Origin of the sequence: Pantoea sp. B270 (assembly GCF_018726825.1) — a bacterium.
In the GTDB taxonomy this organism is placed as follows: Bacteria; Pseudomonadota; Gammaproteobacteria; order Enterobacterales; family Enterobacteriaceae; genus Pantoea; species Pantoea dispersa.
Map to the genome: position 1 here is coordinate 706,243 of NZ_JAHCSX010000001.1, position 26,839 is coordinate 733,081.

At 57.2% G+C, this 26,839-nt stretch carries 32 protein-coding genes; 9 read left to right on the top strand and 23 right to left on the bottom strand.

Annotated features, from left to right (window positions below):
- Positions 1-122 precede the first annotated feature (122 nt).
- The gene (cobB, locus tag KOL70_RS03440; protein WP_010617227.1) at positions 123-956 is read left to right on the top strand and encodes a Sir2 family NAD+-dependent deacetylase; all 834 of its coding nucleotides are present in this window, start codon (positions 123-125) and stop codon (positions 954-956) included.
- A 291-nt stretch (positions 957-1,247) separates the two neighbouring features.
- Here cobB and potD read toward each other — a convergent pair whose 3' ends face one another.
- Genes potD through potA form a run of 4 tightly spaced genes read right to left on the bottom strand, consistent with a single transcriptional unit; the run spans position 1,248 to position 5,031 of the window.
- Positions 1,248-2,291, bottom strand: coding sequence for a spermidine/putrescine ABC transporter substrate-binding protein PotD (gene potD / locus KOL70_RS03445; protein WP_058759488.1), 1,044 nt, complete (start codon positions 2,289-2,291; stop codon positions 1,248-1,250).
- A 10-nt stretch (positions 2,292-2,301) separates the two neighbouring features.
- The gene (gene potC / locus KOL70_RS03450) at positions 2,302-3,075 is read right to left on the bottom strand and encodes a spermidine/putrescine ABC transporter permease PotC (RefSeq protein WP_215480210.1); all 774 of its coding nucleotides are present in this window, start codon (positions 3,073-3,075) and stop codon (positions 2,302-2,304) included.
- Positions 3,072-3,923 carry a spermidine/putrescine ABC transporter permease PotB gene (potB, locus tag KOL70_RS03455; protein ID WP_104092825.1) on the bottom strand — a complete coding sequence of 284 codons (852 nt, stop codon included), beginning with the start codon at positions 3,921-3,923 and terminating at the stop codon, positions 3,072-3,074. The genes potC and potB overlap by 4 nt, the downstream gene beginning before the upstream one ends.
- Positions 3,916-5,031, bottom strand: coding sequence for a spermidine/putrescine ABC transporter ATP-binding protein PotA (gene potA / locus KOL70_RS03460; protein WP_141495555.1), 1,116 nt, complete (start codon positions 5,029-5,031; stop codon positions 3,916-3,918). The genes potB and potA overlap by 8 nt, the downstream gene beginning before the upstream one ends.
- A 300-nt stretch (positions 5,032-5,331) precedes the next feature.
- On the opposite strand from potA, the gene pepT reads away from it, so the two are divergent.
- Positions 5,332-6,558, top strand: a complete 1,227-nt coding sequence (gene pepT, locus KOL70_RS03465) for a peptidase T (RefSeq protein WP_021506380.1) — start codon at positions 5,332-5,334, stop codon at positions 6,556-6,558.
- 193 nt (positions 6,559-6,751) lie between these two features.
- Here the strand turns inward: pepT and KOL70_RS03470 are convergent, their stop codons facing one another.
- From KOL70_RS03470 to rluE, 8 genes are all read right to left on the bottom strand, one after another.
- Complete coding sequence (locus tag KOL70_RS03470; protein ID WP_215480211.1) at positions 6,752-7,873, bottom strand: cupin domain-containing protein; 1,122 nt, start codon at positions 7,871-7,873, stop codon at positions 6,752-6,754.
- Between the two features lie 57 nt (positions 7,874-7,930).
- Positions 7,931-9,391: a two-component system sensor histidine kinase PhoQ gene (gene phoQ / locus KOL70_RS03475; protein WP_021506378.1), complete on the bottom strand. Its 1,461-nt coding sequence runs from the start codon at positions 9,389-9,391 to the stop codon at positions 7,931-7,933.
- A gap of 3 nt (positions 9,392-9,394) precedes the next feature.
- On the bottom strand, positions 9,395-10,063 hold the full coding sequence (gene phoP, locus KOL70_RS03480) for a two-component system response regulator PhoP (protein WP_010617222.1): 669 nt from the start codon (positions 10,061-10,063) through the stop codon (positions 9,395-9,397).
- 173 nt (positions 10,064-10,236) lie between these two features.
- Positions 10,237-11,607: an adenylosuccinate lyase gene (purB, locus tag KOL70_RS03485; protein ID WP_215480212.1), complete on the bottom strand. Its 1,371-nt coding sequence runs from the start codon at positions 11,605-11,607 to the stop codon at positions 10,237-10,239.
- Between the two features lie 44 nt (positions 11,608-11,651).
- On the bottom strand, positions 11,652-12,293 hold the full coding sequence (gene hflD, locus KOL70_RS03490) for a high frequency lysogenization protein HflD (protein ID WP_021506376.1): 642 nt from the start codon (positions 12,291-12,293) through the stop codon (positions 11,652-11,654).
- Between the two features lie 34 nt (positions 12,294-12,327).
- Positions 12,328-13,440: a tRNA 2-thiouridine(34) synthase MnmA gene (gene mnmA / locus KOL70_RS03495; RefSeq protein ID WP_021506375.1), complete on the bottom strand. Its 1,113-nt coding sequence runs from the start codon at positions 13,438-13,440 to the stop codon at positions 12,328-12,330.
- Positions 13,441-13,481: 41 nt separating this feature from the next.
- A complete protein-coding gene (locus KOL70_RS03500; protein ID WP_031279253.1) occupies positions 13,482-13,955 on the bottom strand; it encodes an NUDIX domain-containing protein in 474 nt (157 codons plus the stop codon).
- A 44-nt stretch (positions 13,956-13,999) separates the two neighbouring features.
- Positions 14,000-14,638 carry a 23S rRNA pseudouridine(2457) synthase RluE gene (rluE, locus tag KOL70_RS03505; protein WP_215480213.1) on the bottom strand — a complete coding sequence of 213 codons (639 nt, stop codon included), beginning with the start codon at positions 14,636-14,638 and terminating at the stop codon, positions 14,000-14,002.
- 131 nt (positions 14,639-14,769) lie between these two features.
- On the opposite strand from rluE, the gene icd reads away from it, so the two are divergent.
- Positions 14,770-16,020 carry an NADP-dependent isocitrate dehydrogenase gene (icd, locus tag KOL70_RS03510; protein ID WP_010617214.1) on the top strand — a complete coding sequence of 417 codons (1,251 nt, stop codon included), beginning with the start codon at positions 14,770-14,772 and terminating at the stop codon, positions 16,018-16,020.
- A 121-nt stretch (positions 16,021-16,141) separates the two neighbouring features.
- Here icd and KOL70_RS03515 read toward each other — a convergent pair whose 3' ends face one another.
- The 3 genes from KOL70_RS03515 to KOL70_RS03525 all read right to left on the bottom strand — a co-directional run bounded on the left by KOL70_RS03515 (position 16,142) and on the right by KOL70_RS03525 (position 18,097).
- Positions 16,142-17,398 carry a mechanosensitive ion channel family protein gene (locus KOL70_RS03515; protein ID WP_021506372.1) on the bottom strand — a complete coding sequence of 419 codons (1,257 nt, stop codon included), beginning with the start codon at positions 17,396-17,398 and terminating at the stop codon, positions 16,142-16,144.
- 84 nt (positions 17,399-17,482) lie between these two features.
- Positions 17,483-17,875 (bottom strand): type II toxin-antitoxin system HicB family antitoxin, encoded by a 393-nt coding sequence (locus KOL70_RS03520; protein WP_022548759.1) that lies wholly within the window; start codon positions 17,873-17,875, stop codon positions 17,483-17,485.
- A gap of 39 nt (positions 17,876-17,914) precedes the next feature.
- The gene (locus KOL70_RS03525; protein WP_058757609.1) at positions 17,915-18,097 is read right to left on the bottom strand and encodes a type II toxin-antitoxin system HicA family toxin; all 183 of its coding nucleotides are present in this window, start codon (positions 18,095-18,097) and stop codon (positions 17,915-17,917) included.
- Positions 18,098-18,365: 268 nt separating this feature from the next.
- On the opposite strand from KOL70_RS03525, the gene KOL70_RS03530 reads away from it, so the two are divergent.
- Positions 18,366-18,563, top strand: a complete 198-nt coding sequence (locus KOL70_RS03530; protein ID WP_215480214.1) for a DUF6404 family protein — start codon at positions 18,366-18,368, stop codon at positions 18,561-18,563.
- A 332-nt stretch (positions 18,564-18,895) separates the two neighbouring features.
- Here the strand turns inward: KOL70_RS03530 and KOL70_RS03535 are convergent, their stop codons facing one another.
- Entirely contained in the window at positions 18,896-19,144 is a 249-nt protein-coding gene (locus KOL70_RS03535) for a DUF883 family protein (protein ID WP_021506368.1), read from the bottom strand.
- Positions 19,145-19,324: 180 nt separating this feature from the next.
- Between KOL70_RS03535 and KOL70_RS03540 the strand changes: the two genes are divergently transcribed.
- Entirely contained in the window at positions 19,325-19,531 is a 207-nt protein-coding gene (locus tag KOL70_RS03540) for a DUF2767 family protein (RefSeq protein WP_021506367.1), read from the top strand.
- 24 nt (positions 19,532-19,555) lie between these two features.
- Here the strand turns inward: KOL70_RS03540 and KOL70_RS03545 are convergent, their stop codons facing one another.
- Positions 19,556-20,104, bottom strand: coding sequence for a hypothetical protein (locus tag KOL70_RS03545; protein ID WP_215480215.1), 549 nt, complete (start codon positions 20,102-20,104; stop codon positions 19,556-19,558).
- A gap of 61 nt (positions 20,105-20,165) precedes the next feature.
- Positions 20,166-20,495, bottom strand: coding sequence for a hypothetical protein (locus KOL70_RS03550; protein ID WP_215480216.1), 330 nt, complete (start codon positions 20,493-20,495; stop codon positions 20,166-20,168).
- A 203-nt stretch (positions 20,496-20,698) separates the two neighbouring features.
- Here KOL70_RS03550 and KOL70_RS03555 point away from each other — a divergent pair, with 203 nt between their 5' ends.
- Positions 20,699-20,878: a hypothetical protein gene (locus KOL70_RS03555; RefSeq protein WP_031279245.1), complete on the top strand. Its 180-nt coding sequence runs from the start codon at positions 20,699-20,701 to the stop codon at positions 20,876-20,878.
- A gap of 18 nt (positions 20,879-20,896) precedes the next feature.
- Here the strand turns inward: KOL70_RS03555 and KOL70_RS03560 are convergent, their stop codons facing one another.
- Positions 20,897-21,253, bottom strand: a complete 357-nt coding sequence (locus KOL70_RS03560; RefSeq protein ID WP_010617204.1) for a DUF4186 domain-containing protein — start codon at positions 21,251-21,253, stop codon at positions 20,897-20,899.
- Positions 21,254-21,470: 217 nt separating this feature from the next.
- Here KOL70_RS03560 and KOL70_RS03565 point away from each other — a divergent pair, with 217 nt between their 5' ends.
- Both KOL70_RS03565 and KOL70_RS03570 read left to right on the top strand, forming a co-directional pair.
- Positions 21,471-21,854: a hypothetical protein gene (locus KOL70_RS03565; protein ID WP_058780734.1), complete on the top strand. Its 384-nt coding sequence runs from the start codon at positions 21,471-21,473 to the stop codon at positions 21,852-21,854.
- A gap of 21 nt (positions 21,855-21,875) precedes the next feature.
- Positions 21,876-22,289 carry a GNAT family N-acetyltransferase gene (locus tag KOL70_RS03570; protein WP_058757613.1) on the top strand — a complete coding sequence of 138 codons (414 nt, stop codon included), beginning with the start codon at positions 21,876-21,878 and terminating at the stop codon, positions 22,287-22,289.
- Here the strand turns inward: KOL70_RS03570 and KOL70_RS03575 are convergent, their stop codons facing one another.
- Both KOL70_RS03575 and ldcA read right to left on the bottom strand, forming a co-directional pair.
- Positions 22,290-22,952: an MBL fold metallo-hydrolase gene (locus KOL70_RS03575; protein WP_215480217.1), complete on the bottom strand. Its 663-nt coding sequence runs from the start codon at positions 22,950-22,952 to the stop codon at positions 22,290-22,292.
- Between the two features lie 23 nt (positions 22,953-22,975).
- On the bottom strand, positions 22,976-23,899 hold the full coding sequence (gene ldcA, locus KOL70_RS03580; protein WP_215480218.1) for a muramoyltetrapeptide carboxypeptidase: 924 nt from the start codon (positions 23,897-23,899) through the stop codon (positions 22,976-22,978).
- 163 nt (positions 23,900-24,062) lie between these two features.
- Between ldcA and emtA the strand changes: the two genes are divergently transcribed.
- Positions 24,063-24,692, top strand: coding sequence for a membrane-bound lytic murein transglycosylase EmtA (emtA, locus tag KOL70_RS03585; RefSeq protein ID WP_072208977.1), 630 nt, complete (start codon positions 24,063-24,065; stop codon positions 24,690-24,692).
- Between the two features lie 14 nt (positions 24,693-24,706).
- Here emtA and KOL70_RS03590 read toward each other — a convergent pair whose 3' ends face one another.
- Positions 24,707-25,834, bottom strand: a complete 1,128-nt coding sequence (locus KOL70_RS03590; protein WP_215480219.1) for a mechanosensitive ion channel family protein — start codon at positions 25,832-25,834, stop codon at positions 24,707-24,709.
- A gap of 89 nt (positions 25,835-25,923) precedes the next feature.
- On the bottom strand, positions 25,924-26,658 hold the full coding sequence (locus tag KOL70_RS03595) for a flagellar brake protein (protein ID WP_166709972.1): 735 nt from the start codon (positions 26,656-26,658) through the stop codon (positions 25,924-25,926).
- Between the last annotated feature and the right edge of the window lie 181 nt (positions 26,659-26,839).

Genomic DNA, 26,839 nt, shown 5'->3' on the forward strand with positions numbered 1-26,839 from the left:
GGCTGCGCACATTTTCAGCGTCTGCGGCATGCAGCCGTCATACCCAGCCGCTATTATCGGGTCTGAGTAACCCGGAAAACACCCGCAGCGCGGCGTTCAGCGCCGCAGATTAAGGAGCCTTTATGCGCCAACCGCGCCGCCGCCTTCGACTCGCCCGCTACAAAAAGAACCGCCGCAAAGTGCATCAGCGCTTTCGCCAGCGCATCTTTGAGCGCGATCGTCAGGTCGAACTTGCCGCCCATCCGCAGCCGCACGTGGTGGTGCTGACCGGTGCCGGAATTTCGGCAGAATCCGGCATTCGCACGTTCCGCGCGGAAGATGGCCTGTGGGAAGAGCATCGCGTGGAAGATGTGGCGACGCCCGAAGGCTTTCGCCGCGATCCGGCGCTGGTGCAGGGGTTCTACAATGCGCGCCGGCGTCAGCTGCAGCAGCCAGAAATCCAGCCTAACGCGGCGCACAAAGCGCTGGCTGAACTGGAGCAGGTGCTGGGCGATAATTTCCTGCTGGTTACGCAGAATATCGATAACCTGCACGAGCGCGCCGGCAGCCAGCGCGTGCTGCATATGCACGGTGAGTTACTGAAGGTGCGCTGTGAGCACAGCGGTCAGGTACTGGCGTGGACGGAGGACGTCGGTCCGGACGATCGCTGTACCTGCTGCCAGTTCCCGTCGCGGCTGCGTCCGCACGTGGTGTGGTTTGGTGAAATGCCGCTCGGCATGGAGGAGATTTATCAGGCGCTGGAACAGGCCGATCTGTTTATCGCCATCGGCACCTCAGGCCACGTCTATCCGGCGGCAGGATTTGTGCACGAGGCGAAACTGCAGGGGGCGCATACCGTGGAGCTGAATCTGGCCCCCAGTCAGGTCGGTAACGAATTCGCTGAAGCACATTACGGCTTAGCCAGCGAAGTGGTGCCCGAATTCGTGCATACTTTTTTGCGCGGCTTGTATAAATAGTCAGCGTACTGCGCGTTTCCCCTCATCCCGGCCTTCTCCCGGCGGGAGAAGGGGAAAAACGCGCCGGACTGAAACTCAGGCTGAATCCAGTACGGTCTTTCCCACAGGCCGAATCCAGCACGAATGAACCCTCTCCCACAGGCTGAACCCGGCACGAATGAACCCTCTCCCAATGCCGAAACCAGCACGAATGAACCCTCTCCCAATGCCGAATCCTGCACAAATGAACCCTCTCCCTCTGGGAGAGGGCAGGGTGAGGGCCAGGCCGCACCGAATCCCCACCTCAGAACCTCACCGTCCCGCTTTCAGCTTCTGGAACAGCGTTTCGTACTGCACGCTGGCGGCACCGACATCGTTCTGCCACTCGCCGTTTTTGATCACTTCAGCCGGCGGATAGAGTGACGGATCGCTGGCCACCTCGGGCGGTAGCAGCTTTCTTGCCGCCAGGTTGGGCGTCGGATAACCGATGGTTTCCGCCACTTTAGCCGCCACATCCGGGCGCAGCAGGAAGTTAATCAGCTTCAGCGCGCCCGCTTTATTTTTCGCATTCGCCGGGATCGCCAGGTTATCCATCCAGAAAATCCCGCCCTCTTTCGGCCAGATAATCTGCAGCGGCGTGCCAGCCTGGCGCGCCACCCAGGCGGAGCCATTCCAGATCATGCCGACGTTGACTTCGCCTTCCATAAACGGATTACCGGGATTATCCGAGTTGAACGCCAGTACGTTCGGCATCAGCTTTTTCAGCTCTTCATAGGCGGCTTCAATCTGTTTTGGATCCTGCGTATTACCGGAGTAGCCGAGCTTGAGCAGCGCCATCTGGAACACTTCACGCGCGTCATCGGTCAGCAGCAGGCTCTGCTTATACTGAGGTTTCCACAGATCGGCCCATTGGGTCAGGGTTTTCGCATCCACCTCGTCGGTATTCACGCCAATCGCCGTTGCGCCCCAGATATAGGGAATGGAATAGTCGTTGTTCGGATCAAACGGCTTGTTCAGCAGGTCAGGATCGAGGTTGCGGAAGTTGCTCAGCTGTGACTTGTCGATCTTCTGCAGCATGCCCTCGTTGCGCATTTTGGCGATGAAGTAGGTCGACGGCACCACCAGATCGTAAGCGCCCGCTTTCCAGGTTTTCAGCTTGGCGTACATGCTTTCATTGGATTCATAGGTGGAATAAATCACTTTGATGCCGGTCTCTTTGGTGAACTGCTCCAGCAGCCCGGGCGGCACATATTCGGTCCAGTTATAGAAGTAAAGCGTGTTGTTGTCATCCGCCTGAGCGCTTTGCATACCCAGTGCCAGCGCCCCAGCCGCCAGCCAGTGAGACCACTTTTTCATCGGTTATCCTCTATTTGGTTTTATCACGCAGCAACAGCTGACTGGCTGCCACCAGCAGCAGCGACAGCAGCATCAAAATGGTAGCCAGCGCGTTCACCTCCGGCGACACGCCCACTTTCACCATGGAATAAATTTTCAGCGGCAAAATTTCGAAGCCGGGACCGGTGACAAATGACGACACCACCACATCATCCATCGACAGGGTGAAACTCAGCAGCCAGCCCGCGGCCACTGCCGGCAGCGCCAGCGGCAGCAAAATCTTACGTAGAATAGTCACTTCGCTGGCGCCGAGATCTTTTGCCGCCTCCAGCATGCGCACATCAAAGCCTTTCAGGCGCGAATAGACGGTAATCACCACAAACGGCAGGCAGAAAGTAATGTGTGAAAACAGCAGCGACCAGAAGCCGAGCGAAACCCCCAGCAGCATAAACAGCACCAGCAGCGAAATCGCCATCACGATATCCGGCGACATCATCACCACAAATAGCATACCGCTGACAAACGGCTTGCCGCGAAAACGATAGCGGTACAGCGCCACGGCGGTGAGCGAGCCGATCAGCGTCGCGCAACTGGCCGACAGCACGCCCATGATCAACGAATGCTGCGCCGCCTGAATCAGGCTGTCGTTATTGACCAGCAGGCGATACCACTGGGTGCTTAAGCCCTGCCAGTTGATGCCGAAGCGCGAGGCATTAAAGGAGTTGACGATCAGGATGATGATCGGAATGTAGAACCAGGCATAAATCACGGCCATGAAGCCGTAGCGTAATCCGCGCGCCATCATTGCAATGCCGCCTTGTGATTCAGCAGACGCGCTGCGCGCCAGTAAACCAGCAGCATCAGCCCCATCAGCAGCGTCATGACAATGCTGGTGGCGGCACCAAACGGCCAGTCACGAATATTGAGGAACTGGCTTTTGATTACGTTACCGATCAATAGGTTCTTTGCTCCGCCCATTAAATCCGCTACGTAGAACAACCCCATCGCCGGGATAAATACCAGTAGCGCGCCGGCAACGATACCGGGCAGGGTCAGCGGCAAAATGATACGGATGAAGGTCTGTAGCCTGCTGGCGCCAAGATCGCGCGCCGCTTCCAGGCAGGATTTATCCAGCTTCTCAAGGCTGGAGTAGAGCGGCAGTACCATAAACGGCAGCAGAATATAGATCAGCCCGAGGATCACCGCTTCCGGGGTAAACATGATGCGAAACGGCTTGTCGATGACGCCGAGCCACAGCAGAAATTCATTGAGCCAGCCGCGCGTGCTGAGAAAAATTTTCAGACCATAAATGCGGATCAGAGAGTTGGTCCAGAACGGCACAATCAGCAGAAACAGCATCAGCGGACGCAGACGCGCCGGCAGTCTGGTCAGGCACCAGGCAAAAGGGTAGCCGAGCAGCAGGCAGCACAGCGTGGCGATGCAGGCCATGTTGAGCGAGTGCAGCAGCACGTCGGCATACAGCGGATCGAGTAGCCGGCCGTAGTTGTTCAGGGTGAACACCATGCTGACAAAGTGCGCGTCGTCGCGCGTCAGAAAGCTGGTGACGAAGATCATCAGATTCGGCAGCAACACGAACAGCGTCAGCCAGCCGACGATCAGCGCCACAATGGCTTTCTGCAGACGATTACGCATCCGTTTCATACGGCAGCACCACCTCCCAGTTTGGCACCCAGCTGACCGCCATTTTCTGGTTCAGCGAGTGGTCAAAATCCGGATCATCCTCATTAAAGAACTCGCTGACGGTGAGCAGCTTGCCGTTCTCCAGTTCGACGGTGGATTCCAGCGTCATGCCTTTATAGTTGCGTTCGCGCACATAGCCGATCAGGTTTTCGCTGCGGCTGTCGTGATCGATCTCCTCGACGCGCAAATCTTCCGGTCGCAGCAGCACATGCAGCCGATCGCCGGGTTTGACCGGGAACGGGCAGTGAATATCACACTCGCGGCCTTCGACGCGAGCACGTACCTGCGGCGCGTGCGCGCTGCCGATCACTTCTGCATCAAACACGTTGATTTCGCCAATGAAGCGCGCCACAAACAGGTTCGCGGGCTCTTCGTAGATCTCGCGCGGCGTGCCGTCCTGCTCGATGCGCCCATCGCGCATCACCACGATGCGATCGGACATGGTCAGCGCTTCTTCCTGATCGTGCGTGACAAACACAAACGTGATGCCCAGCTTGCGCTGCAGCGCTTTTAGCTCGTTTTGCATCTGGCGGCGCAGTTTGTAATCCAGCGCGGAGAGCGACTCATCAAGCAGCAGCACTTTGGGCCGGTTGACCACCGCCCGCGCAATCGCCACGCGCTGCTGCTGGCCGCCGGAGAGCTGATGCGGCCGGCGCGCGGCAAAGCTTTCCAGCTGCACCATCGCCAGCGCCTCGTTGACGCGCTGCGTCAGCTCTGGCGTCGGGGTTTTCTGCATGCGCAGGCCAAACGCGACGTTTTCAAACACCGACATGTGCGGAAACAGCGCGTAGCTCTGAAACACGGTATTGATATGGCGATGCTCGGCGGGCGTTTCAGTGATGTCGCTCTCATCCAGATGGATACGTCCGCTGTCGGCGTTTTCCAGCCCGGCGATCAGGCGCAGAATCGTGGTCTTACCGCAGCCGGAGGGGCCAAGCAGGGTGATAAATTCGCCATGACCGATGGTCAGGTCAAAATCCGGGATGATGGTTTTGCCATCGAAAGCTTTACTGATGCCAGAAAGCGTAACCAGCGCCTGCTGCGCGCGTGTTTGCGTCATTTTAGTCACTCAGTCTGATGAGAATCAGGTTACAGCATAGCCGCCGGCGACAGCTTGCCGTGATGAAGGGCGCGATAATACCTGAAAAATGCGCCATTGCCATGTTCAGACACGGAATAACCTTGAAAAGTCTGCAAATTGCTGGAGTATGCTCATCGGGCCAGCCGGACGGGTGGCTGGCAGGGCGAATTTCAGCGCACGATTGGGCTGAGAGGGCTAACCTGAAGGATAATGATTTGACGCAACATGGCGATAATCAGGCCCCATGATAATAATGCAGGTTCTTTAGAGGGATGACAGATGGATCAATTACTTGAGCGTTTTCTCAGTTATGTGGCAGTAGAAACTCAGGCAAAACCTCAGGCGCGGCAGGTGCCGAGCAGCGAAGGGCAGTGGACGCTGGCGCGTCAGTTACAGGAAGAGCTTATTGCGCTGGGTTTTGTGGACGTCACCTTAAGCGATCATTGCTGTGTGATGGGCACCCTGCCGGCAAACGTCGACTGGCCGACGCCGGTGATCGGTTTTATTTCCCACATGGATACCTCGCCGGATTTCACCGCGAAAAATGTCAATCCGCAGATCATTGAAAACTATCGTGGCGGCGACATCGCGCTGGGCAACGGGGATGAAGTGCTCTCACCAGTGATGTTCCCGGTGCTGCACAAGCTGACCGGGCATACGCTGATCACCACCGACGGTAAAACGCTGCTGGGCGCTGATGATAAAGCCGGTATCGCTGAGATCATGACGGCAATGGCCGAGCTGGCCAAAGGGGATGTGCCGCACGGCGCCATTCGCGTGGCCTTTACTCCGGATGAAGAGATAGGTCGCGGCACGTCGCACTTCGACGTTGAAGGATTCGCGGCTGACTGGGCTTATACCGTTGACGGCAGCGATCTCGGCGAGTTTGAGTTCGAAAACTTTAATGCCGCGACGGCGCTGGTCAAAATCACCGGCAACAACGTGCATCCCGGCAGTGCGAAAAACGTGATGGTGAACGCGCTGGACCTGGCAATGCGTTTCCACGCCGAGCTACCTGCCAAAGAGAAACCGCAGTTTACCGACGGCTATGAAGGCTTTTTCCACCTGCACACTATTAAGGGATCGGTAGAGCACGCCGAGCTGATGTACCTGATTCGTGATTTTGATGCCGACAGCTACGAACAGCGTAAGCAGCTGCTGCAGGAGATTGGTCGCCGCGTCAGTAAAGGTCTGCAGGCTGAGTGCTCCATAAAGGTGGAGATCAGCGACAGCTATCGCAATATGCGGGAGAAGGTGGAACCGCATCCGCACATCATTGAGCTGGCGCTGCAGGCGATGCGCGACTGCGGTATCGAACCGAACGTGAAGCCGATTCGCGGCGGCACCGACGGATCGGCGCTGTCATGGAAAGGACTGCCGTGTCCGAATCTGTTTACCGGCGGCTACAACTATCACGGCAAGCATGAGTTTGCGTCGCTGAATGTGATGGCGAAGTCGGTTGAGGTGATCGTGCGCCTGGCCGCGCTCGCGGCGGAGAAGAAGTAGGGCGGAGAGGGGCTTGCCCTCACCCTAACCCTCTCCCGCCCACGGGAGAGGGGACCGATCGAGCGGGAATCAGGCTCTTCATTTGCCCATGCCGCCGCCGGCGCTTTACTGCAATCGTCGCGCGGTTTTCTCCCTCTCCCGCGGGCGGGAGAGGGCCGGGGTGAGGGAAACCGGCGCAGAGGACCTGATCAACTCAATCAGCAAAAAACCAGTACCCGCTGTTCACCAGTGCCGCCAGCTGAGCCAGCAGCGAAGGATCGTCCAGCGCATCGCCGAAATCTTCCAGCGTCAATACATGCTTGTGTGCCAACGCAGCCAGAACCGACGGATGCGCGCACTCGACGCGTTCACCGTTGACGTACACCGCGTCGCCCAGCGTCAGCACGCGCAGGCCGCCGAGGCGCGTCAGCGCATCACCCTGCTGCAGCGCGTCATAAATCTCATCCGGCTGATACGGCGGTTCCGGCGGTGCCACATCCAGCTCGTGACGCGACTGGGAAATAAATTCGCCAAACCACTGGGTAAACTGCTCCGGCTGATTAATCACATCCAGCATCACTTTGCGGATCCCTTCCACTTCCGACGGCAGAATCTGCGAAGGACAATCGCGCGCTGGCACATCCGGATCGCTGAAGCGGTAGCTGCCCAGCTCATGCGCCAGCATGTAATCCGCAAAGCCGCTGATCAGCTCGCGTCCGTTAGGTGCGCGGAAGCCGACTGAATAGTTGAGCGCGTTCTCCAGCGAATAGCCTTCGTGCGGAAAACCCGGTGGAATATACAGAATGTCGCCTGGTTCCAGCTCTTCATCGATGATGGCGTCGAACGGTTCAACCTGCAGCAGATCCGGATGTGGGCAGTGCTGTTTCATCGGCACTTTTTCGCCTACGCGCCAGCGACGGCGGCCAGTGCCCTGAATAATAAACACATCGTATTGATCAAAGTGCGGGCCTACGCCGCCGCCCGGCACTGCGAACGAGATCATCAGGTCGTCGATACGCCAGTCGGGCAGAAAGCGGAACGGGCGCATCAGCGCAGCAGAAGGTTCATGCCAGTGGTTCACCGCCTGGACCAGCAGCGACCAGTTGCTTTCACCCAAATGATCGTAGCTTTCAAACGGACCATGGCTGACCTGCCATTTGCCGTTGTTGTGGCTGACGAGGCGGCTGTCCACCTCGTTTTCCATTGCCAGACCGGCCAGCTCATCCGGAGAAATCGGATCAATGAAGTTTTTGAAACCCCGTTTCAGCACCACCGGGCGTTTTTGCCAGTAGCGCTGAATAAAGTCGGGCCAGTTGATGTCGAGCTGATAGTCCATGCGAGGATTCCGGTTAGGGCCATAATTGCTGCCAAGTATAACAGCCCGCGTCCGGTTCTACTCGCGGTGATGTTCAACTTCCTGCCGCTGAAAAATCACCTCCATGCGTGCGCCGCCGAGCGGGCTGGTCGTGGCGATTACCTGACCTGCATACTGCTCGAGAATATCGCGCACTACCGCCAGTCCCAGTCCCTGACCGGGACGCAGCGTATCGGCACGCTGGCCGCGCACAAAGATCAGATCGCGCTTGCTTTCGGGAATGCCGGGGCCGTCGTCGTCAATGAACAGATGCAGCGCGTTTTCCGTCTGGCGCGCGCTGACCTCAATAAATTCGAGGCAGTATTTGCAGGCGTTATCCAGCACGTTGCCCAGCACTTCCATAAAGTCATTTTGATCGCCGATAAAGGTCAGCTCCGGCGAAATATCCAGCGTGATCTCAACGCCCTTGCGCTGATACACCTTATTGAGCGCGGAACACAGGCTATCCAGCAGGGCCGAGACCGAATGCAGATCGCGCTGCAGCGGGTTGTGATCCGCCTGCATACTGGCGCGATGCAGGTAGTAGCCAATCTGCTGCGAGATGCGGCTGATCTGTTCGAGCATGACCGGCTCAGCCTGTTCGATGGTCAGCTCTTTGCCACCGCGCAGCGAGCGCAGCGTGCTTTGCAGCACCGCCAGCGGCGTTTTCAGGCTGTGCGTCAAATCCGACAGCGTGGTGCGATAGCGCGTGTAGCGCTGCCGTTCGTTGGTGAGCAACAGATTGAGATTGCGCACCAGGCTGCGCAGCTCCTGCGGCGGGTTGTCGTCGAGATTTTCCCGGTGGCCGGTTTCCAGCTCGCGCACCTGCGAAGTCAGGTGGCCAATCGGACGCAGGCTCCAGTGTGCCGCCAGCCACAGCAGCGGAATCACTAGCAGCAGATTGGCCGCCAGCACATAGCTAAACCACGACCACACCACGTCTGAGTGCTGCAGCTCCTGCGGGATCGAGTCCACCACCACAATGGTCAGCGCCGGGAGATTGGTGGTCGCGTCGTAGCGGTTGACCGCCACCGAGTGGGTGAAGGTGTCATTGCTGTCACTGTCCAGCGCGTGCAGTCGCTGCTGTGCCTGCGGATTGTTACCCATCGCCGCCATACTGGTGCGATTGCTGGTATCGATCTCGTAAAAGTCTGGCTTCATCAGCCAGTCGCGGCGAATGTTTTTACGAATTTCCGGCACGTCGCGCTGCTGCCACAGCAGCTTACCGCGCTCGTCATAGATGAACACCAGCGTCGGGAAATTGAGCGTCATGCGTTCCGGCTGGGCGATGGTGAGCTTGTTGTCTTTCCACTGCGCGAGGGTGAAGAACAGATTGCTCTCGCCGCGCATCACGCGATAGGTATTTTTATCAAAGCTGACGACGTAGCCAATGACCGCCACCATGCCATACGACAGCGACAAAAACAGCACGATCGCCGCCGTCGCCAGCAGGAAACGCGCGCGTAAGGAGAAAGGGCGCTGACGGCGGAGCAGCTTCATAAATCAGAGATCAAAGCGGTATCCCTGGCCACGCACGGTGTTGATCACTTCGGTCGGGTGCAGCGCGAGAATTTTTTTGCGCAGCCGGCCCATCAGTACATCAATGGTGTGGCTTTCGCGCAGTTCCGCATCGGGATACAGCTGCAGCATCAGCGAGTCTTTGCTGACCACTTTACCGGCATTGCGGATCAGTGTTTCAACAATGGTGTACTCAAACGCGGTCAGCTTGACCGGCGCGTCGTTCACCGTAAGCTCGCGGCGCGACAGGTCAACCTGGAACGGCGGCATGGAGATAATTTGCGAGGCGTGTCCGCTGTTGCGACGCATCAGCGCCTGTAAGCGGGCGGCGACCTCTTCAATGTGGAACGGCTTGGTCACGTAGTCATCGGCACCGGCTTCCAGCGCTTCAACTTTCGCCTGCCAGCCTTCGCGCGCGGTCAGCACCAGAATTGGCTGACGAATGGCATCGCCACGCCAGCGGCGAATCAGCGACATGCCGTCTTCGTCGGGCAGGCCAAGATCGACCAGCGCGATATCGGGAATGTGTTCCTGCAGGAAATAGTCGGCTTCTTTGGCGTCTTCGGCGGCATCCACCTGATGACCCATGTCACGTAACTGGACTGCGAGGTGATGGCGCAGCAGGGCATTATCTTCCACAACCAGAACACGCATAGAATTTCCTTACCTTCAACTCAGTGATGATGGCGAAAAGTATACGCTACGCCAGCTAAACCGCAGATTAACACTCCGCTGTGATGCACTGGCAGGGGAACCTCAGCCACCACGTGACGTGCATGACTGAGGTAACACCAACTTGCCATAGCCTGAGTTTTCAGAGCAAGGAATTACTTCAGGTCGTCAACCATCTGAATCGCGCGGCCGAGGTAGTTGGCTGGCGTCATCTGCTTCAGGCGCACTTTCTCTGCTTCCGGCAGTTCCAGGCTGTCGATAAACGCCTGCATACCGGCTGCGTCCACGCGCTTGCCGCGCGTCAGCTCTTTCAGCTTCTCGTACGGCTTTTCAATGCCGTAGCGGCGCATCACGGTCTGGATCGGCTCAGCCAGGACTTCCCAGTTGTGATCCAGCTCGTCCAGCAGGCGATCGCGGTTCACTTCCAGCTTGGAGATACCTTTCAGCGTGGCCTGATAGGCGATCAATGCATAGCCGACGCCGACGCCGAGGTTACGCAGCACGGTAGAATCGGTCAGATCGCGCTGCCAGCGTGATACCGGCAGTTTGCTGGCCAGGTGCTGCATCACCGCATTGGCCAGCCCCAGATTCCCTTCGGAGTTTTCGAAGTCGATAGGGTTAACCTTGTGCGGCATGGTTGAAGAGCCAATTTCGCCAGCAATGGTTTTCTGTTTGAAATGGTTCAGGGCGATGTAACCCCAGATGTCGCGGTCAAAATCAATCAGGATGGTATTGAAGCGCGCGATGCAGTCAAACAGCTCGGCGATGTAGTCATGCGGCTCGATCTGCGTGGTGTACGGGTTCCAGCTGATGCCCAGTGAGGTCACAAACTGCTCGCTCAGCTGATGCCAGTCCACTTCCGGATAAGCGGCGATGTGCGCATTGTAGTTGCCCACCGCGCCGTTGATTTTGCCCAGCACTTCCACCTTGCTAAGCTGACGCAGCTGGCGTTCCATGCGGTAGGCCACGTTGGCCATCTCTTTGCCCATGGTGGACGGCGTTGCCGGCTGACCGTGAGTGCGCGACAGCAGCGGAATGTTGCGATACTCCTGCGCCAGTCCCTTCACGGCGGTGATGATCTGGTTCCAGAACGGCACGATCACGTCGCGGCGTGCGGTTTCCAGCATCAGCGCGTGTGACAGGTTATTGATATCTTCGGAGGTGCAGGCGAAATGGATAAACTCAGACACCGCATGCAGCGCCGGCACGTTGGCCACTTTCTCTTTCAGAAAGTACTCTACGGCTTTCACGTCATGGTTGGTGGTGCGCTCAATGGTTTTGATACGCGCTGCATCTTCTTCGCTAAAACCGGCGACAATTGCATCAAGGAAAGCGTTTGCGTCGGCATCAAATGCAGGAACTTCCTTGATCTCTGCGGTCGCGGCCAGTTTCTGTAACCAGCGAACTTCAACCTCAACGCGGAATTTCAGCAAACCGTACTCGCTGAAAATCGCACGCAGCGGGCTGACTTTATCGCCGTAACGACCATCGACAGGTGAGACGGCGGTCAGAGAGGATAATTCCATCAGTGCAACTCCTGAATCGTTAACAATATAGGGCAGGGCGGCGCTTAATACGCCGGACCCAGCCGGGATAAAAGGGTTTTCGCTTCGCGCAGCAGACGCTGGCGCGCAAACATCAGCTGCAGACGACCGCCGCCGACCTGCTGCCACAGCACCGCCGCGCGGATACCGGCCAGCAGCGCAGCGCGAACTTTGCTCTGCACCTGCGAATTCTGCAGCACCTGCGGTGAGCCGGTCACCTGAATGCGCGGGCCGAGCGGGCTAATCACATCGACGTAAATGCCGGCCATAGCGCTGGTGATGGTGTCTGATTCCAGTTCGTAATGCGCCAGCTGACGATCAAGCTGGCCGATGCGCTGCGCCAGGGTGTTTAGCGCGGTTTTGTTACCGTGCAGTTTACGCTCCAGCACCATCAGGCTCAGGGTATAACGCGTCAGGTCGGCGCTGGCACCCTGCCGGCTGCCGCTGTTCAGCACCGCCATCAGCGCTTCCAGCCCGGGGCGCAGGTTGGCTTCATCGTTGCCAAACACCGCCAGCGTTGAGCCTGGATTTAAATCCAGCAGGCTGCGCAGCGACACCTGCAGCGCCGCGTTGTTGCAGTGCCCCTGGTGTGCCAGCTGCTGCACCAGATGGGCTGCCTGGCAAACGCCGGCCAGCGCCAGCGTTATCTCATAATAGTTTTTAGCCACGCTTCACTCCTGTAGACGCGTCGGCAGTGCCGACTCAGGCCTCTGTCAGCGGCAGGCGCTGTTCAATAATACCGCCACCAAGGCACACGTCACCGAGGTAAAATACCGCGGACTGGCCCGGAGTGACGGCCGCGACCGGCTCATCGAAACGCACTTCAATGCGATCGTCGCCGTGCGGAATGATCTCGCAGGGAATGTCGCTCTGACGATAGCGGGTTTTCACCGTGCAGCGTAGCGCTGCAGTCACTGGCTGGCGATCGACCCAGTGCAGCTGCTGTGCTATCAGGCCCACCGACATCAGGCGCGGATGATCGCCGCCCTGTGCGACAATCAGCGTATTGCGCGCGACATCTTTGTCGACCACATACCACGGATCGTCATTGCTCTCTTTGCGTCCGCCGATGCCCAGCCCTTTACGCTGACCCAGGGTGTGATACATCAGCCCCTGGTGTTCACCGACCACTTCACCGTCAACGGTTTCGATGACGCCCGGCTGGGCCGGCAGGTAACGACCGAGGAAGTCGCGGAATTTACGCTCGCCGATAAAGCAAATACCGGTGGAGTCTTTTTTCTTCGCCGTAATCAGATCGAGCTGTTCGGCGATGCGGCGCACCTCAGGCTTCTCCAGTTCGCCGACCGGGAACAGGCTCTGTGCAATCTGCTGGTGGCTGAGCGTGTAGAGGAAATAGCTCTGATCTTTGTTGCCGTCGAGACCGCGCAGCAGCTGGCTGGTGCCATTGACATCGGCACGGCGCACATAGTGGCCGGTGGCAATGTAGTCTGCGCCGAGATCGTCTGCAGCGAATTCGAGAAACGCTTTGAACTTGATCTCTTTGTTACACAGAATATCCGGGTTCGGCGTGCGTCCGGCCTTGTACTCTTCCAGAAAGTGCTCGAACACGTTGTCCCAGTACTCAGCGGCGAAATTGATTTTGTGCAGTTTGATGCCGAGCTTGTCACACACGGCCTGTGCGTCAGCCAGATCGTCAGCGGCGGTGCAATACTCCTCGCCATCGTCTTCCTCCCAGTTCTTCATGAACAGGCCTTCAACCTGATAGCCCTGCTGCTGCAGTAACCAGGCGGAAACGGAAGAATCGACGCCGCCGGACATCCCGACGATCACTTTTTTCTGGCTGTTGTCAGACATGACGCACTCTTGATTACGATAAAAACAGGCGGCGCATTCTATCACGCGGAAGCGTTGTGCGCACCCTCATGAAACGGCCACTGATACGGGGCTATCAGCTGCAGCGGATAGCGGGCCCCCTGCTGCCACAGCCGCACGCTTTCGGCCACCAGCGGCGAACGCAGCGTCTCTGCGCTGAGAATCTGCGCGGGCGACAGCCACCAGCAGCAGTCAATATCGCTGTCGTGTGGCGTGGTGGTCACGGTGGCAGGCAGATCGAGGCCAAACAGAAAACGCACAAAAGGTGTATGGTCCGGGGCGATCCACTGCTGCACGCCGAGAAAATAGTCGGGCTGCGCGCTGATGCCGGTCTCTTCGTACAGCTCACGTTGCGCGGCTTCCAGCAGCGTTTCATCGGCCTCAAGATGACCGGCCGGCTGATTCCAGGTAACGCGGCCGTCGACGCGCTCTTCTACCACCAGTAATTTGCCCTGCGCGTGCACCATACAGGCGACGGTTACATGAGGTTTAAACATCGTTCCTCCCAAATAGTTAACCTGACGTTATCGAAATGTATAAACTACGTCCGGTCGCTGATGTCGCGCCATTCGCCCGGTGCCAAATCCTGCAGCTGGTAATTACCCATGGCAAAACGGATCAGGCGTAACGTTGGAAAGCCAATGTGCGCCGTCATCCTTCGGACCTGGCGATTGCGCCCTTCATACAGCGTGATTTTCAGCCAGCAGGTGGGGATAGCTTTGCGCTCGCGAATCGGCGGGGTGCGCGGCCACAGCCATGCGGGTTCAGGCACCACTTCTGCGCCCGCCGGCAACGTCGGGCCATCGTTGAGGGTGATGCCACGGCGCAGGCGGGATAAATCTGATTCCTGCGGCACGCCTTCCACCTGAACGTAATAGATTTTGCCGGTGCGCTTGCCCGGCTGCGTCAGCTGCGCCTGCAGTGCGCCATCGTTGGTCAGAATCATCAACCCTTCGCTGTCGCGGTCGAGACGGCCTGCGGCATACACCTCGCTCACCGGCACAAAATCTTTCAGCGTGCGGCGGCCAGCCTCATCGCTGAACTGCGGCAGAACATCGAAAGGTTTGTTAAAGAGTATGACGCGACGCGGACCTTTTGGCCGCGTGTCACGCCGCGCGGGCTGGCGCGCCGGGGCAGCAGGGCGCTTATGCTGGTGAATTCGTTGAGAAGTTTTTCGCATGGGCTTTGCAGTTGGTAACAATCGGCGCATTATAGCGCGAAACTGCGGTGATTGGCGTGGCGGAAATATTCAAGTAGTATTGACGCGCATCTTACAAATCATTAACAAAAAATCGCTCGAAGGAGAGGTTAATGGAAAGCAAAGTAGTTGTTCCGGCGGAAGGTCAAAAAATCACCCTGGATCAGGGCAAACTGAATGTCCCGAATAACCCGATCATCCCCTACATTGAAGGTGACGGTATTGGGGTTGACGTTTCCCCGGTGATGCTGAAAGTGGTTGATGCCGCTGTGAAGAAAGCCTACAACGGCGAGCGAAAAATTTCCTGGATGGAAATTTACACCGGCGAAAAATCCGTCGAACTCTATGGCCAGGATGTCTGGCTGCCGCAGGAAACCCTCGATTTAATCAAAGAGTACCGCGTGGCCATTAAAGGCCCACTGACTACCCCGGTAGGTGGCGGTATTCGTTCCCTGAACGTGGCACTGCGCCAGGAACTGGATCTGTACGTGTGTCTGCGTCCGGTACGTTACTACAAAGGCACGCCAAGCCCGGTTAAACGTCCTGAAGATACCGACATGGTGATCTTCCGTGAAAACTCCGAAGATATCTATGCCGGTATCGAGTGGAAAGCCGGTACGCCGGAAGCGGACAAAGTGATCAAATTCCTGCGTGAAGAGATGGGCGTGAAGAAAATTCGCTTCCCGCAGCAGTGTGGTATTGGCGTGAAGCCGTGTTCAGAAGAGGGCACGAAACGTCTGGTGCGTGCCGCGGTTGAATACACCATCACCAATGACCGTGATTCCCTGACGCTGGTGCACAAAGGCAACATCATGAAGTTCACCGAAGGCTCTTTCAAAGACTGGGGCTACCAGCTGGTGAAAGAAGAGTTCGGCGGCGAGCTGATCGATGGCGGTCCGTGGATGAAGTTCAAAAACCCGAACACCGGTAAAGAGATCATCGTTAAAGATGTGATCGCCGACGCCTTCCTGCAGCAGATCCTGCTGCGTCCAGCCGAGTATGACGTTATCGCCTGTATGAACCTGAACGGTGACTACATTTCTGATGCCCTGGCGGCACAGGTAGGCGGTATTGGTATCGCACCGGGCGCCAACATCGGTGACGAGTGCGCACTGTTCGAAGCTACCCACGGTACGGCACCGAAGTATGCGGGCCAGGATAAAGTGAACCCAGGTTCCGTGATCCTGTCTGCAGAAATGATGCTGCGTCACCTGGAGTGGTTCGAAGCGGCTGACCTGATTGTTAAAGGCATGGAAGGCGCAATCGCTGCCAAAACCGTGACCTACGACTTTGAGCGTCTGATGGACGGCGCTAAGCTGCTGAAATGTTCTGAGTTTGGTGACGCGATCATCGCGAACATGTAATTTGCCCTGAGCAAATGCAACATGAAAGGGAGCCGCAGGGCTCCCTTTTTTTATGCTGGCAGCGGGAAGGACTTCTGTCACCGCCGGTTTGCCATGCATGACGACCGTGCGATGCGTGGCTTTATTCCGCCGGAGGCTGTAACTGACCGATCTGGCTATCGCGCGCCTGCGACAAACGCCAGAAATCATTGCCGGCCGGATGCTGGTAAATCCGCAGCGAAAACTGACCGACAATGGCGTAGATGAATTCAAATATCGCCGACTGGGAATTTTCGTAATCAACCCACAGTACCGAGGAGGTAAAGCAATAAACCTCTACCGGCAATCCCTCCGGTGAGGGTTTCATCGCGCGCACCACGATATACATATCTTTTTTAATATCGTCGCGCTGCGCCAGCCAGGCGGTGAGATAGTGACGGAACACCGTGAGGTTGGTGATGCCGTTTTCCGCAAACCAGCGGTCACCGACCACGCTGCTATCGCGGCCATCCATCAGGATTGAAAGCTGCTCACTGACGCCGCGAATCTGGCTCATCTGCTGCACCATTTGCTGATCGAGAAAGCGAATCGAGGTCTGGTCGAGATGAAAGCTGCGCATGATACGCCGCGCGCCGGAGGAGAACATCGCCTGCCAGTTGGTGTAGGTTTCGGTCAGGAAATTTTTGGTCGGGATCCGCGACAGCGTATTGTCCCAGTTGCGGATGGTAATGGTATGCAGAGCGATATCAATCACTTCACCGCTGATGCCGTTATCCGGCATTTCAATCCAGTCGCCGAGCTGCAGCACATCGTTCGATGACACCTGAATATTGGCCACCAGCGACAGCAGGGTGTGCTGAAACACTAACATCAATACCGCCGCGACCGCACCCAGACTGGAGATGATAATCACCGGCGATTTGTTCGACATGATAGCCAGAATCATGATGGCGGAAATGATGTGCACCAGGATCTTACCGATCTGGATATAGCCTTTTATCGAGTGGTTCTTACGCTTCGACTTACGCGAATAGGAGTTATTAACGATCTCCAGCACTTCGTTAAAGAACAGCGACAGATATACAAAAAACAGAATGCCGCAGATGGTTTTCACCGCGATCAGCAGATGCTCGGGCAGGTCCGGCATAAACTGCAGCAGGTAATAGACGGTGATCACCGGAATAAAATTCGACAGCTTTTCTGAGAGTCGGACGTCTTTATCCAGCGGCACCTGGTTTTTATGCGTGCTAAAGAACACGCGGCGCACCACTTTTACCACGAAGAACTTGCAGATCAGATGGGTGACCATGCCGGCAACCAGTAACAGCAGCAGGCTGAAGGTGGCGGAGAGCACCGTGTTGCCTTCAATAAACGTTTGTATGTCGCGTAAGTAATTCATTTTAACCACATGCCGGCCGGTTGAGGCGGGAATTCAAACATAAAGCGGCCACGGACGATAAGCGACGCGTGCGCAAAAGTGTTGCTACGAGACCAGCGCTTTGCGTGCCGCCTCGGCAAGAAAATGGCTGCGGCTGCTGTAGCGCGCGTTATTACTGACCATCTTATCGATCTTCTCAATCAGCAGATGCGGCATAGTGATATTGATGCGCTCGGATTTGCCCAGATAGCGGGTGACATCAATATCAACGTAGATCCACACGCCGGGCTGGCTAAATTCCTGCTGCCAGTGCTGCGCCGGCTCCGGAATCAATAAGCCTTTCTCCGCCATCAGTTCAAAGTGGGCATGCAGCGCAGATTGCGCATCCTGCAGCGTTTGCTCGGGCGTATCACCGGCAAAATAACAGCCGGTGACATCCGGGAAATAACCACTGGCCGAGCCGTCAGCGTCAATCTCTACCAAAGCGGGAAACAGCATCATGTCACCTCTGAGCAAGCGGAATAAAACCAGCATGGATCAATCCAGCCTGGCGTCTTTCAGAATCTGCATCAGCGTGCCTGTCTTCATGTCCTTCTGCGGATGCGGCACGGTGATCAGATGAGCAAAATCCGGATGTGAGAACTGATGATGACTGCCGCGTATGCGCTCCAGCTTCCAGCCATTCTTTTGCAGCAGTTTAATCAGCGTCGCGCTCTTCATCGGACTTCCTGTAGGTGAAATTATACACACAATACACACTGATGCAAGGCGGTCTCTGCCATCACATCGGCGGGTCATGGCCAAACTAACCGGGACGGCCGTGACAGGCACCCGTTGATGCTGCGTTCTGCGTGCTGTTTTCCACGGCTTTTTCCCGCTGCGATAGTGGTTTGCGTAAAACTTTGAAACAGTTAACATCCCGGCACCGGCGCGCGTGCCATTTGCTGGCTGAACCGCTATCTTCAGCCTTCATCAATCCGGAGGTGCTATGCAAGGTGTAATCAAGTTTGTAAAAGGCTGGCTGATTTTTTCCCTGCTGTGGGGCATTTTTATGTGGTTTGTATCCTGGCAGGCACAGGGCAAAACGCCGGGCATGATGATTGTCATGAGCCTGTATGCCGGTTTGATTTATCAGGCATTAATGACCATGGTGGCGCTTTACAAAGCGCGGCGCGCACAGGCCTGATTATTCACAACTGCCGACATAGCTTTGCGTCGCGCTGACGCTAATTTGCATGACATCCGGCAAGCTGAGCGCTCACTAATCAGCGTGTAAGGCGGGCAGGATGGGAAGAACGTTACTGACGGGATGGTTTTTATTGCTGCTATCACTGGCGGCCAGTGCACAATTACCGGTAGGGCCTGTGGTGATAGCGGGACAGCATGGGCGCCACCTTGCCGGGCACAGCAGTACGGCAGATGTCGCCGAAACGCCGGATGAACATATTCAGGAACGACGGGACGGCGTGCCGCAGCGGCATTGAGTATCGGGGCCGCACGGGCCCCGATCGCCGGGGATTATTTACGGCCCAGCAGGAAACCGACAATCACGCCGATGCTGGCGGCAACGGCCAGCCCGGTCGCCGGGTTGTCGCGTACCGATCTCACCACGCAGTCTGCTGCATCCTGCACCGCATAACTGGCCTGCGCCGGATAGCGTCGAGCGGCACCGCGTGCCTGATGGCGGCGTGAACCGGTGAACTCGCCAAATTTTTCCTGTACGGCACCCGCCGCTTCATTCAATTTTGCTTCCGCTTTATCGGTCATATTGACTCCCTGAGAGTGGTGAATGTCTCTTTCAGCGTAGACAGAGAAGTGCAGACCAGCAACCTGGTGGCTTTTCAGGATGTAACAGTGGTTTGCAGGAATCGGCATTGCTGTCCATACCTGGTAAGGACCACGCTAAGCTGCGCCAACCTCACGCAGCGCTCACTGAACGGAGGAGAAATGAAACGCGATATCCTGAATGAAGACGATTACGATGAAGTTTGCCGGGTGATTGGCGATGCGGTGATTGTCCTTTCCGAGTGCGGTCATGAAACCAGACGGGAGGAGATTGCCCGTTTGCTGCAGCGTACGCGCCACGATCGCGCCCACGACGAACGCGATGAACAGCGTATGCTCGAGCACGCGATTCGTCTGGTACGGCCGTAAGCGCAGGGCGTCACGCGGACGCCCTCACTGCTGGCCGCGATACGCCGGGTACCAGCTCACCAGGAAGTGGCGCAGATGATCAAAACACCATTCGGCATCGTCTGCCTGCTGGCAGTAATAGCGAATGGTGACCTTCTCATAGCGGCGATGGCGCTGCTGCAGCGGCGACCAGCTCCAGTCCAGCACCGCGCGCGCATAGTTGACCAGCGCGTCGCGCGGCATGCTGTGCTGCTGCTCCTGGCGGCGCAGATACATCTCAAAGAACTGATCGAGGCTCTGTGTCTCTTCGCTGCTACAGTCCAGCGTGGGGCGGAACGCCACATCGAGAAAGCCGCACACGCCGTCTGCGCGCTGCTGCCAGTCACAGGCCAGCGTCATAAACAGGCCATCCTGCAGATTGACCTCTTCCAGCAGACGACGCAAATTTTCAGAATGTTTACCGGCGGTGATCTCATCAATGCGATCGGTTTCCAGCGTCAGGTCAAAACCGCACGGGTTGACCGAGCCATCCGCGTCTCGGGTGGCCGGAAAGGGGAAATCGATATAACCGTTATTGTCCAGACTCTTTTCCATAATGCAGGTCCGCAGCATGACAAACGCTGACAATAAACCATCTGCGCGCGCCACGCACGGCTTATGGACACGTCCAGGTAATCATGGTGTTACGCGCCGGGTTGATCAGGCGGAACTGCTTGTCGCTGAGCCGCTGTGCATAAAAGCCTTCGGGCGTCACGGCAGAAGGGACATAGCGGAAACGGTCGGTGGAGTGCAGTGCGCCGCTGCTCATCGTTACGCCATCGCGCGCCACCGAAAACGAATTCACCAAATCGAAAATGCGCCCTTCGGTTTGGCCCAGCGACTGACCATAGAGCGTTGCGACCTCGCCGGGGCAATCGACGCCTTTCGGCGTGGAGCTGCAGCCAGCCAGCAGGATAACTGTGAGTAGAAAACTGAGTCTTAACATGGTCCTGTTCCTGGTGCATTCCCTGATTTATGCTGGCCTGACGATGCGCGCCACTGATCCGATCATAGCATGTCTGACGCCACTGCCCATTTGCCATTTGTTTAATCGTTAAGCGGTAAGCATGTAAAGGGGTGACTTTGCTAGCAGATAAACGTTATTCTTGCCAGCGTTGCGCACCAGGTAAGCAAAACAAGGGTAAATCCATGAGAGAAGAAGAAGCCAGTTTAATGATTCTTCAGCACGCGATTGATAAGTTAGACGCCGACAAAAAACAGCAGGTGATGAACTGCGTGACGGCGATCCATGAAGTTATGCAGCGTTTCGATCCAGACGATGCCGGACTGGCGCTGATGCTGGTGGCCGCGCAGGTCGCGGCAGAGTAGCTCCATCCCATCCCGGTCTTAACCATTTATTTCACCCACCAGCCAGCGGTGAATCACCCGCACCATATATTGCTGCTGCTCTGCCGTTAACGGCTGATGCGCAGCAATGCCATGCCATTTTGCCAGACAGCCGCGGCAGCAGGTTGCCGTGGCGTGCTGGGCGATAAATACCGGATGGCCGCGCATTGGCGTCTGTTTGCCATCATTCTTTGGTTCGGCTGCGGCCAGTCTTTGCTGGATAAAATCGGCCGCATGTTGATCGATCACCGCCGGGCCTTTCTCAATACAGTACTGCCGCTCTTTCGCGCCTAAATGGAAGCGGCGGCGAAACGGCGATTGCGCCAGCCGCGCGAATAATGCCTGTTCATCTCGCATAACATCCTCCTGACGCGATCTTAGCGCATTTTACTTAACTCGTTACAAAGATATCCCGATCGCATAAAACCTCACAAAATCAGCGATGTGGAGGCGTTCTTCCTGCCCGCAGTGGCTGACCCGCGGTCGCAGATTACCGCACCGGCGGCGGTTGTATGTTACCCTCTGGCCAATTAAATTCCTGTAAAATCATGATCTAACCTCAGTGGAGAACCCCATGAAGGCGATAACCCTTGCCGCGCTCCTGATGGCTTGCCAGATTGCCCCCGCGTGGAGCGAAAGCGAATTCCAGATTACCTGCCCGGGCCGCCCCACCATGACGGTATCGCGTGCCGCCTACGGGCTCAGCACGCTGATGTGGCCAACCCGGCATTTCCAGATTGCCGCCGGGCAGCAGCGCACGCATCTGCAGGACGGCGATAAGGTCGCCATTACCCGTTTCCGCAATGGCGATCAGCTGATCGTGAATAAAAACAGCGGCGAAACCTTTTTCGTCTACGCCGACAGCGATAAGCTGTTGCCCTGCAACCGCACGGAAAAACGCGATGCTGATATTCTGTCGCTGGAGCGCTACGACGACCGCCAGCACCCCTCTTCATAATGCCGCCACAAGGAGCCGACCATGCAATTAAGCGTTACGGATAGCGTCACGCATCAGGACCTGGATGAAATGCGCCTCGGCCTGAACGCCTTCAACAGCCGCTTTATTGACATCAATGAGATGAAAGCCATCGGTGTGTTCATTAAAGACGGCGCCGGGAAAAAGCTGGCGGGACTGACGGGCTCAACCTATGGCAACTGGTTACGTATTGATATGCTGTGGGTCAGCGATGGATTACGCGGGCAGGGCGCCGGCAGCCAGCTGATTCAGGCTGCCGAACAGGAAGCCCGCGCACGCGGCTGCCGTTACGCGCAGGTGGATACCGCCAGCTTTCAGGCGCGGCCGTTTTATGAAAAGCTTGGCTATACGCTACGTTTTAGCCTTGATCATTATCCGCGCGAACATCAGCGTCACTATCTGAGCAAGACGCTGTAATCACAGCAGTGGCTGCTGGCGCAGATCCAGCGGCGACTGTTCCGCTTCGTCAATCGCGGCCAGCCAGCTCTGTAAATCGACCTTCGCCCAGGAGAGATGTCCGCGCGTGGTGCTCATCAGCACTACATCCGGACGCAGCGAGCGGTACAGCTCCAGCGACTGCTGCAGCTCCGCAGGATTACTGTCCGGCACCAGCACGCTGATCCAGCGATGGTAATCCCGCGTAAGGGTGTCGCCGACAAACAGGTAGGTCTGGCCGAGCGGTGAGTGATACAGGTAGCTGCAGCTGCCCGGCGTGTGGCCCGGCGTGGGCAGCAGGTGAAAGTCGCCAAAGTGCACGTCCTGATGCGTGAAGGTTTCGTCCGGCTCAATCACCAGGCTCACCGGGCCGAGCGATCGGCTGTGGCAATACAGCGCACTATTGAAGCGCTGCTGAATGGCCCGCGCGCCCGGCGCGGCTTCGTGCCAGTGGGTAAAATAGTGGCGAATCACGCCGCCCGCGTCCGCGAGCACTTCATGATCCAGCAGCTGCTCAACGCGGCCAATTAACAGGTTGCCGCGCGGATGGCGCAGCATAAACCCGTGCATCATTAAATCATTTGCCGTCTCTTCGGCGGGAAATTCCGGCGTGGAGATCCACAAGTCATCGTACAGCGGCTTCAATAGCGGTCTCCTGCGGCAACACGTCAGCGCAACGCCGGATGGCCGGTAAAGGCTAACCGCGCGGCGCCCTGGTCAATCTCAAGCGTGGCGCTGGCGCCGAGCGGCAGCGTCACGGTATCGGCATCATGGCCAAACGGCAGATCGCTGATTACCGCAATCTGGTACTCATCACGCAACCGCTGCCACACCGTGGCGAAATCAAAGCCATTGTCGTAATCGGACAGGGCGGTGCTGGTGAAGCTGCCGGTGACAATGGCTCGCTGGCGCGCCAGAATACCGCTCTGCTGCAGCTGAATCAGCATACGCTCAATGCGGAACGGATGCTCATTCACATCCTCGATCACCAGAATGCCGTCTTCAATCTGCGGCAGCCACGGCGTGCCAATCAGGGAGCAGATCATCGCCAGATTGCCGCCCCACAGCGTGCCCTGCCAGCGGCCGCGATCCGGACTGGCGCTGTGCCACGCCAGATTGACTGTAGGAGATGTTAGCGCCTGCCAAAAGTGGCTGACGGTAAATTCAGATAAAGCCTCCGCGCCAAAATTGCCGGCCAGCATCGGTCCGCTGAAGGTGATCAGCCCGGTCTGCGCCAGCAGCGCCAGCTGAATAGCGGTGAAATCACTGTGGCCGCACAGCGCGACAGGCTGATTAAGCAGGCGACGCTGCAGCGCCACATAGTCGAGGTGATCGAGCAGGCGTGAGGCACCATAGCCGCCGCGCACCGCCAGTACGATATCCGGCAGCGACGCCAGCGACGCCAGTGCATTCACATCCTGCAGGCGCTGCGCGTCATCACCGGCGAAACGCTGCCAGCGGCGCGTAATGGCTTCCGGGTTTTGCAACTGATGGCCTTCCGCCTGCAGGCGCTCCACCGCGCGGCGGGCGGCGTCCTGATTGTGGCAATAACCGGAGGGGGCGATGAGGCGTATTGAACGAGGGGCGAGCATAACTTCCATCCTGCTGTCTGTTGGCCTGCCGATGATGACGAAATGCGTTACCGAAGTCACGGTAGCACAAGGTTTTTTACGTATTTAGGATAAACGGTAATTTTACCTTTTACCGTCATGGTTATGATAGCTTGCGCCAATCTTATAGCGGAACCGAAAATCAGTGAAAATTCGACTACTTATGCTGTCTGCTTTGCTGCTGGCTGGCTGTGCCAGCGAGCCGGAAAAACCGGTGACGCCGGAGAAGAATACGCCATTAACCCAGGCGCCGCCGTCGAAAGTGAATGATGCATGGTCACTGTTTACCGAAGATGCCGCCAGTCATTATGGCGTTGATGAGAAGCTGATCAGCGCCATTATTAGTGTCGAATCCGGGGGCAACCCAACCGTGGTAAGCCGTTCTAACGCGGTCGGGCTGATGCAGATCAAAGCCGCCACCGCCGGGCGCGAGGTGTATCGCGCACAGGGACGCCACGGCCAGCCGAGTAATTCCGAACTGCGCGACCCGGCGAAAAATATTGATATCGGCGCGGCCTATATCCGGATTCTGCAGGATTCCGCACTGGCGGGCATTCGCGATCCGCTGACGCTGCGCTATGCCACCATTGTTTCCTATGCCAACGGCGCCGGCGCGCTGCTGCGCACCTTCTCGCGCGACCGCGATCGCGCCATTGCAATGATCAACGCCATGACGCCGGATGAGTTCTACCAGCACGTGCAGAACAAGCATCCGGCCGCCCAGGCGCCGCGCTATCTGTGGAAAGTCACCACCGCCTATCGCACCATCGGCTAATACCGCTGGCGGGTTCAGTGCTGTGCGCGCTCTGCCGCAGCCTCATTTGAGGCATCGCTGAGGTTAATGCGCGGCAGCACGCCGCCGGTGAACTCCACGCGGCGCATCGGGAAGGCGAAACGAATCTGTTTCTGCTCCAGCTGCGCCATCAGTTGCAGGTTAATCTCCTGCTGGATGTCCATGTATTTGTTGTAATCGGCGCTCAGCACGAAATAGACCACCTCAAACGTCAGCTGCGATTCGTCAAACGACAGGAAATGGGCGCGATCGAAACGCGTGTCCGGCACGCCTTCAATGATGCGTTGCACCATGCCGCCAATCTGCCGCACTTTCTCCGCCGGCGTGCCGTAATTAATCCCGAACTTAAACACGATGCGCCGCTGCTGCATGCGTTTGTAGTTGTGGATGGTTTGCTGCAGCAGAATGGTGTTGGAGCAGACAATCTGTTCGCCGCCGAGACTGCGCAGCCGGGTGGTTTTCAGGCCAATGTGCTCAATGGAGCCAGCGATGTCGCCGAACACAATAAAGTCGCCGTGCTCAAAGGGCTTATCGAAGCCAATCGCCAGCGAAGCGAACACATCGCTCAGCACCGTCTGAATCGCCAGCGCGATGGCGATACCGCCGACGCCGAGGCTGGCCACCAGCGCGGTGATATTGATCCCCATATTGGAGAGGATCGCCAGCAGCATCATCACCCACACCACGACGCGCAGCAGAATACCTAGGATCACCGTGGTGACCGGATTGCGCACGTGCAGCGGATCGCGCAGCAACGAGTGCAGCCACAGGCGAATGCCGCCGTCGATCCACAGCGTGAGCTGCAGAATCAGCGCCAGGAACCAGCCGTGGGCGATGGCGACGCTCCAGCTGTCCGGCAGATCGACAAATTTCAGGGTGATCAGCAGCGAGAAGATCAGCAGCAGCAGCTGACTGGTGCTGCGCAGAATCTCCACCAGAATGCCGGTGAAGCGCACGTGGCGCTGTTCGCTGTAGTGGGCGATACGGTTAGAGACAAAACGAATGACGGTGCGCAGCAGCCAGTAAACAATCAGCGTGCCACACACGATAATGGCGCTATTAATCCAGAAGTTTTGATTGAGAAAGATAAGTTGTAAACGATGGGCAGAAAGCCAGTTTTCCATTGGGGAGAATCTCCTTGCTGGGAGCCGGTGAAAAGAATGTGCAAGGAGAAAGCATAGACTACGCTGGCGTCGCGCGGGACGCCGGCGGTTTACTGGAAGCGATTGGCCTTGTCGCGCGCCAGCCGCTCCAGCGCAAAAATCACCTGCTGCAGCTGACGCTCCTGCACCGGTTCGATGGCGGTAAAACGGAAGCTGAGTCGCGGCGTGATGCGGGTTTCGTTCTTGCTGGTCACGGTGCTGCGCTCGCCGATGTGTAGCAGCTGTGCGGTCACTTCGAACTGGCCATACTCGCCCAGCTCAACGCGCAGCTTTTTGAAGGTATCGCCACGGTTAAGACCTTCCGGCAGCGCCTCATCCAGCAACACGCCGACGCCGCCGAGCGACAGATCCTGCAGGCGAAAGCGCGCGGTGCTGCCGTCCGGCCACTGGCTGTGGCAGTAGAATACTGGTTCGAGCGGCGCGTTGACGCGAAAGAATTCCCGGCGCTGAATCTGCCACACCAGGTCGGGCAGCGCGGCGGCAAAGGCGGGCAGGCCGTCATAATCGATGCGGGTTAATTCCTGCAGCCCAAACTCCACTTTGGCACCGTGGGTTTCGGCCGCAATATTCACTTCGCCACCCTGCAGTGCCAAATCATTGTCCAGCGCGTTGCTGCCGAGATCAAAAATCACCCGATCTTCATCCGCAGCCAGCAGCCGGCTGATGAACTGACCACGGGAGAAATTGACCATCAGCAGGGTTTGATAACGCAACAAATCCTTCATCACGTTCAACACCGCCAGCGTACCGCGCTTGAGATATTGTTCTTTATCGGCGTCTTTCACGTCCTGCTCCACCTGTCCGATTGCTATTTTACGAGTGCCACTGCTCTTCGTCGGTTATCGACCGGGGCGGTAAAAGCTTTAGCCGGCGTGAACGAATTCATCATGATGTTGATGTAGCAGAGAAAAAATTCCCGGCTATACTTAGCGCGATGAACACCTTGATTCATAACGTAAGGAGCAG

Bases quoted from the DNA above. Each gene is read 5' to 3' on its own strand.
- cobB (WP_010617227.1), top strand. From the start codon at position 123: ATGCGCCAACCGCGCCGCCGCCTTCGACTCGCCCGCTACAAAAAGAAC.
- potD (WP_058759488.1), bottom strand. From the start codon at position 2,291: ATGAAAAAGTGGTCTCACTGGCTGGCGGCTGGGGCGCTGGCACTGGGT.
- potC (WP_215480210.1), bottom strand. From the start codon at position 3,075: ATGATGGCGCGCGGATTACGCTACGGCTTCATGGCCGTGATTTATGCC.
- potB (WP_104092825.1), bottom strand. From the start codon at position 3,923: ATGCGTAATCGTCTGCAGAAAGCCATTGTGGCGCTGATCGTCGGCTGG.
- potA (WP_141495555.1), bottom strand. From the start codon at position 5,031: ATGACGCAAACACGCGCGCAGCAGGCGCTGGTTACGCTTTCTGGCATC.
- pepT (WP_021506380.1), top strand. From the start codon at position 5,332: ATGGATCAATTACTTGAGCGTTTTCTCAGTTATGTGGCAGTAGAAACT.
- KOL70_RS03470 (WP_215480211.1), bottom strand. From the start codon at position 7,873: ATGGACTATCAGCTCGACATCAACTGGCCCGACTTTATTCAGCGCTAC.
- phoQ (WP_021506378.1), bottom strand. From the start codon at position 9,391: ATGAAGCTGCTCCGCCGTCAGCGCCCTTTCTCCTTACGCGCGCGTTTC.
- phoP (WP_010617222.1), bottom strand. From the start codon at position 10,063: ATGCGTGTTCTGGTTGTGGAAGATAATGCCCTGCTGCGCCATCACCTC.
- purB (WP_215480212.1), bottom strand. From the start codon at position 11,607: ATGGAATTATCCTCTCTGACCGCCGTCTCACCTGTCGATGGTCGTTAC.
- mnmA (WP_021506375.1), bottom strand. From the start codon at position 13,440: ATGTCTGACAACAGCCAGAAAAAAGTGATCGTCGGGATGTCCGGCGGC.
- KOL70_RS03500 (WP_031279253.1), bottom strand. From the start codon at position 13,955: ATGTTTAAACCTCATGTAACCGTCGCCTGTATGGTGCACGCGCAGGGC.
- rluE (WP_215480213.1), bottom strand. From the start codon at position 14,638: ATGCGAAAAACTTCTCAACGAATTCACCAGCATAAGCGCCCTGCTGCC.
- icd (WP_010617214.1), top strand. From the start codon at position 14,770: ATGGAAAGCAAAGTAGTTGTTCCGGCGGAAGGTCAAAAAATCACCCTG.
- KOL70_RS03515 (WP_021506372.1), bottom strand. From the start codon at position 17,398: ATGAATTACTTACGCGACATACAAACGTTTATTGAAGGCAACACGGTG.
- KOL70_RS03520 (WP_022548759.1), bottom strand. From the start codon at position 17,875: ATGCTGTTTCCCGCTTTGGTAGAGATTGACGCTGACGGCTCGGCCAGT.
- KOL70_RS03525 (WP_058757609.1), bottom strand. From the start codon at position 18,097: ATGAAGAGCGCGACGCTGATTAAACTGCTGCAAAAGAATGGCTGGAAG.
- KOL70_RS03530 (WP_215480214.1), top strand. From the start codon at position 18,366: ATGCAAGGTGTAATCAAGTTTGTAAAAGGCTGGCTGATTTTTTCCCTG.
- KOL70_RS03535 (WP_021506368.1), bottom strand. From the start codon at position 19,144: ATGACCGATAAAGCGGAAGCAAAATTGAATGAAGCGGCGGGTGCCGTA.
- KOL70_RS03540 (WP_021506367.1), top strand. From the start codon at position 19,325: ATGAAACGCGATATCCTGAATGAAGACGATTACGATGAAGTTTGCCGG.
- KOL70_RS03545 (WP_215480215.1), bottom strand. From the start codon at position 20,104: ATGGAAAAGAGTCTGGACAATAACGGTTATATCGATTTCCCCTTTCCG.
- KOL70_RS03550 (WP_215480216.1), bottom strand. From the start codon at position 20,495: ATGTTAAGACTCAGTTTTCTACTCACAGTTATCCTGCTGGCTGGCTGC.
- KOL70_RS03555 (WP_031279245.1), top strand. From the start codon at position 20,699: ATGAGAGAAGAAGAAGCCAGTTTAATGATTCTTCAGCACGCGATTGAT.
- KOL70_RS03560 (WP_010617204.1), bottom strand. From the start codon at position 21,253: ATGCGAGATGAACAGGCATTATTCGCGCGGCTGGCGCAATCGCCGTTT.
- KOL70_RS03565 (WP_058780734.1), top strand. From the start codon at position 21,471: ATGAAGGCGATAACCCTTGCCGCGCTCCTGATGGCTTGCCAGATTGCC.
- KOL70_RS03570 (WP_058757613.1), top strand. From the start codon at position 21,876: ATGCAATTAAGCGTTACGGATAGCGTCACGCATCAGGACCTGGATGAA.
- ldcA (WP_215480218.1), bottom strand. From the start codon at position 23,899: ATGCTCGCCCCTCGTTCAATACGCCTCATCGCCCCCTCCGGTTATTGC.
- KOL70_RS03590 (WP_215480219.1), bottom strand. From the start codon at position 25,834: ATGGAAAACTGGCTTTCTGCCCATCGTTTACAACTTATCTTTCTCAAT.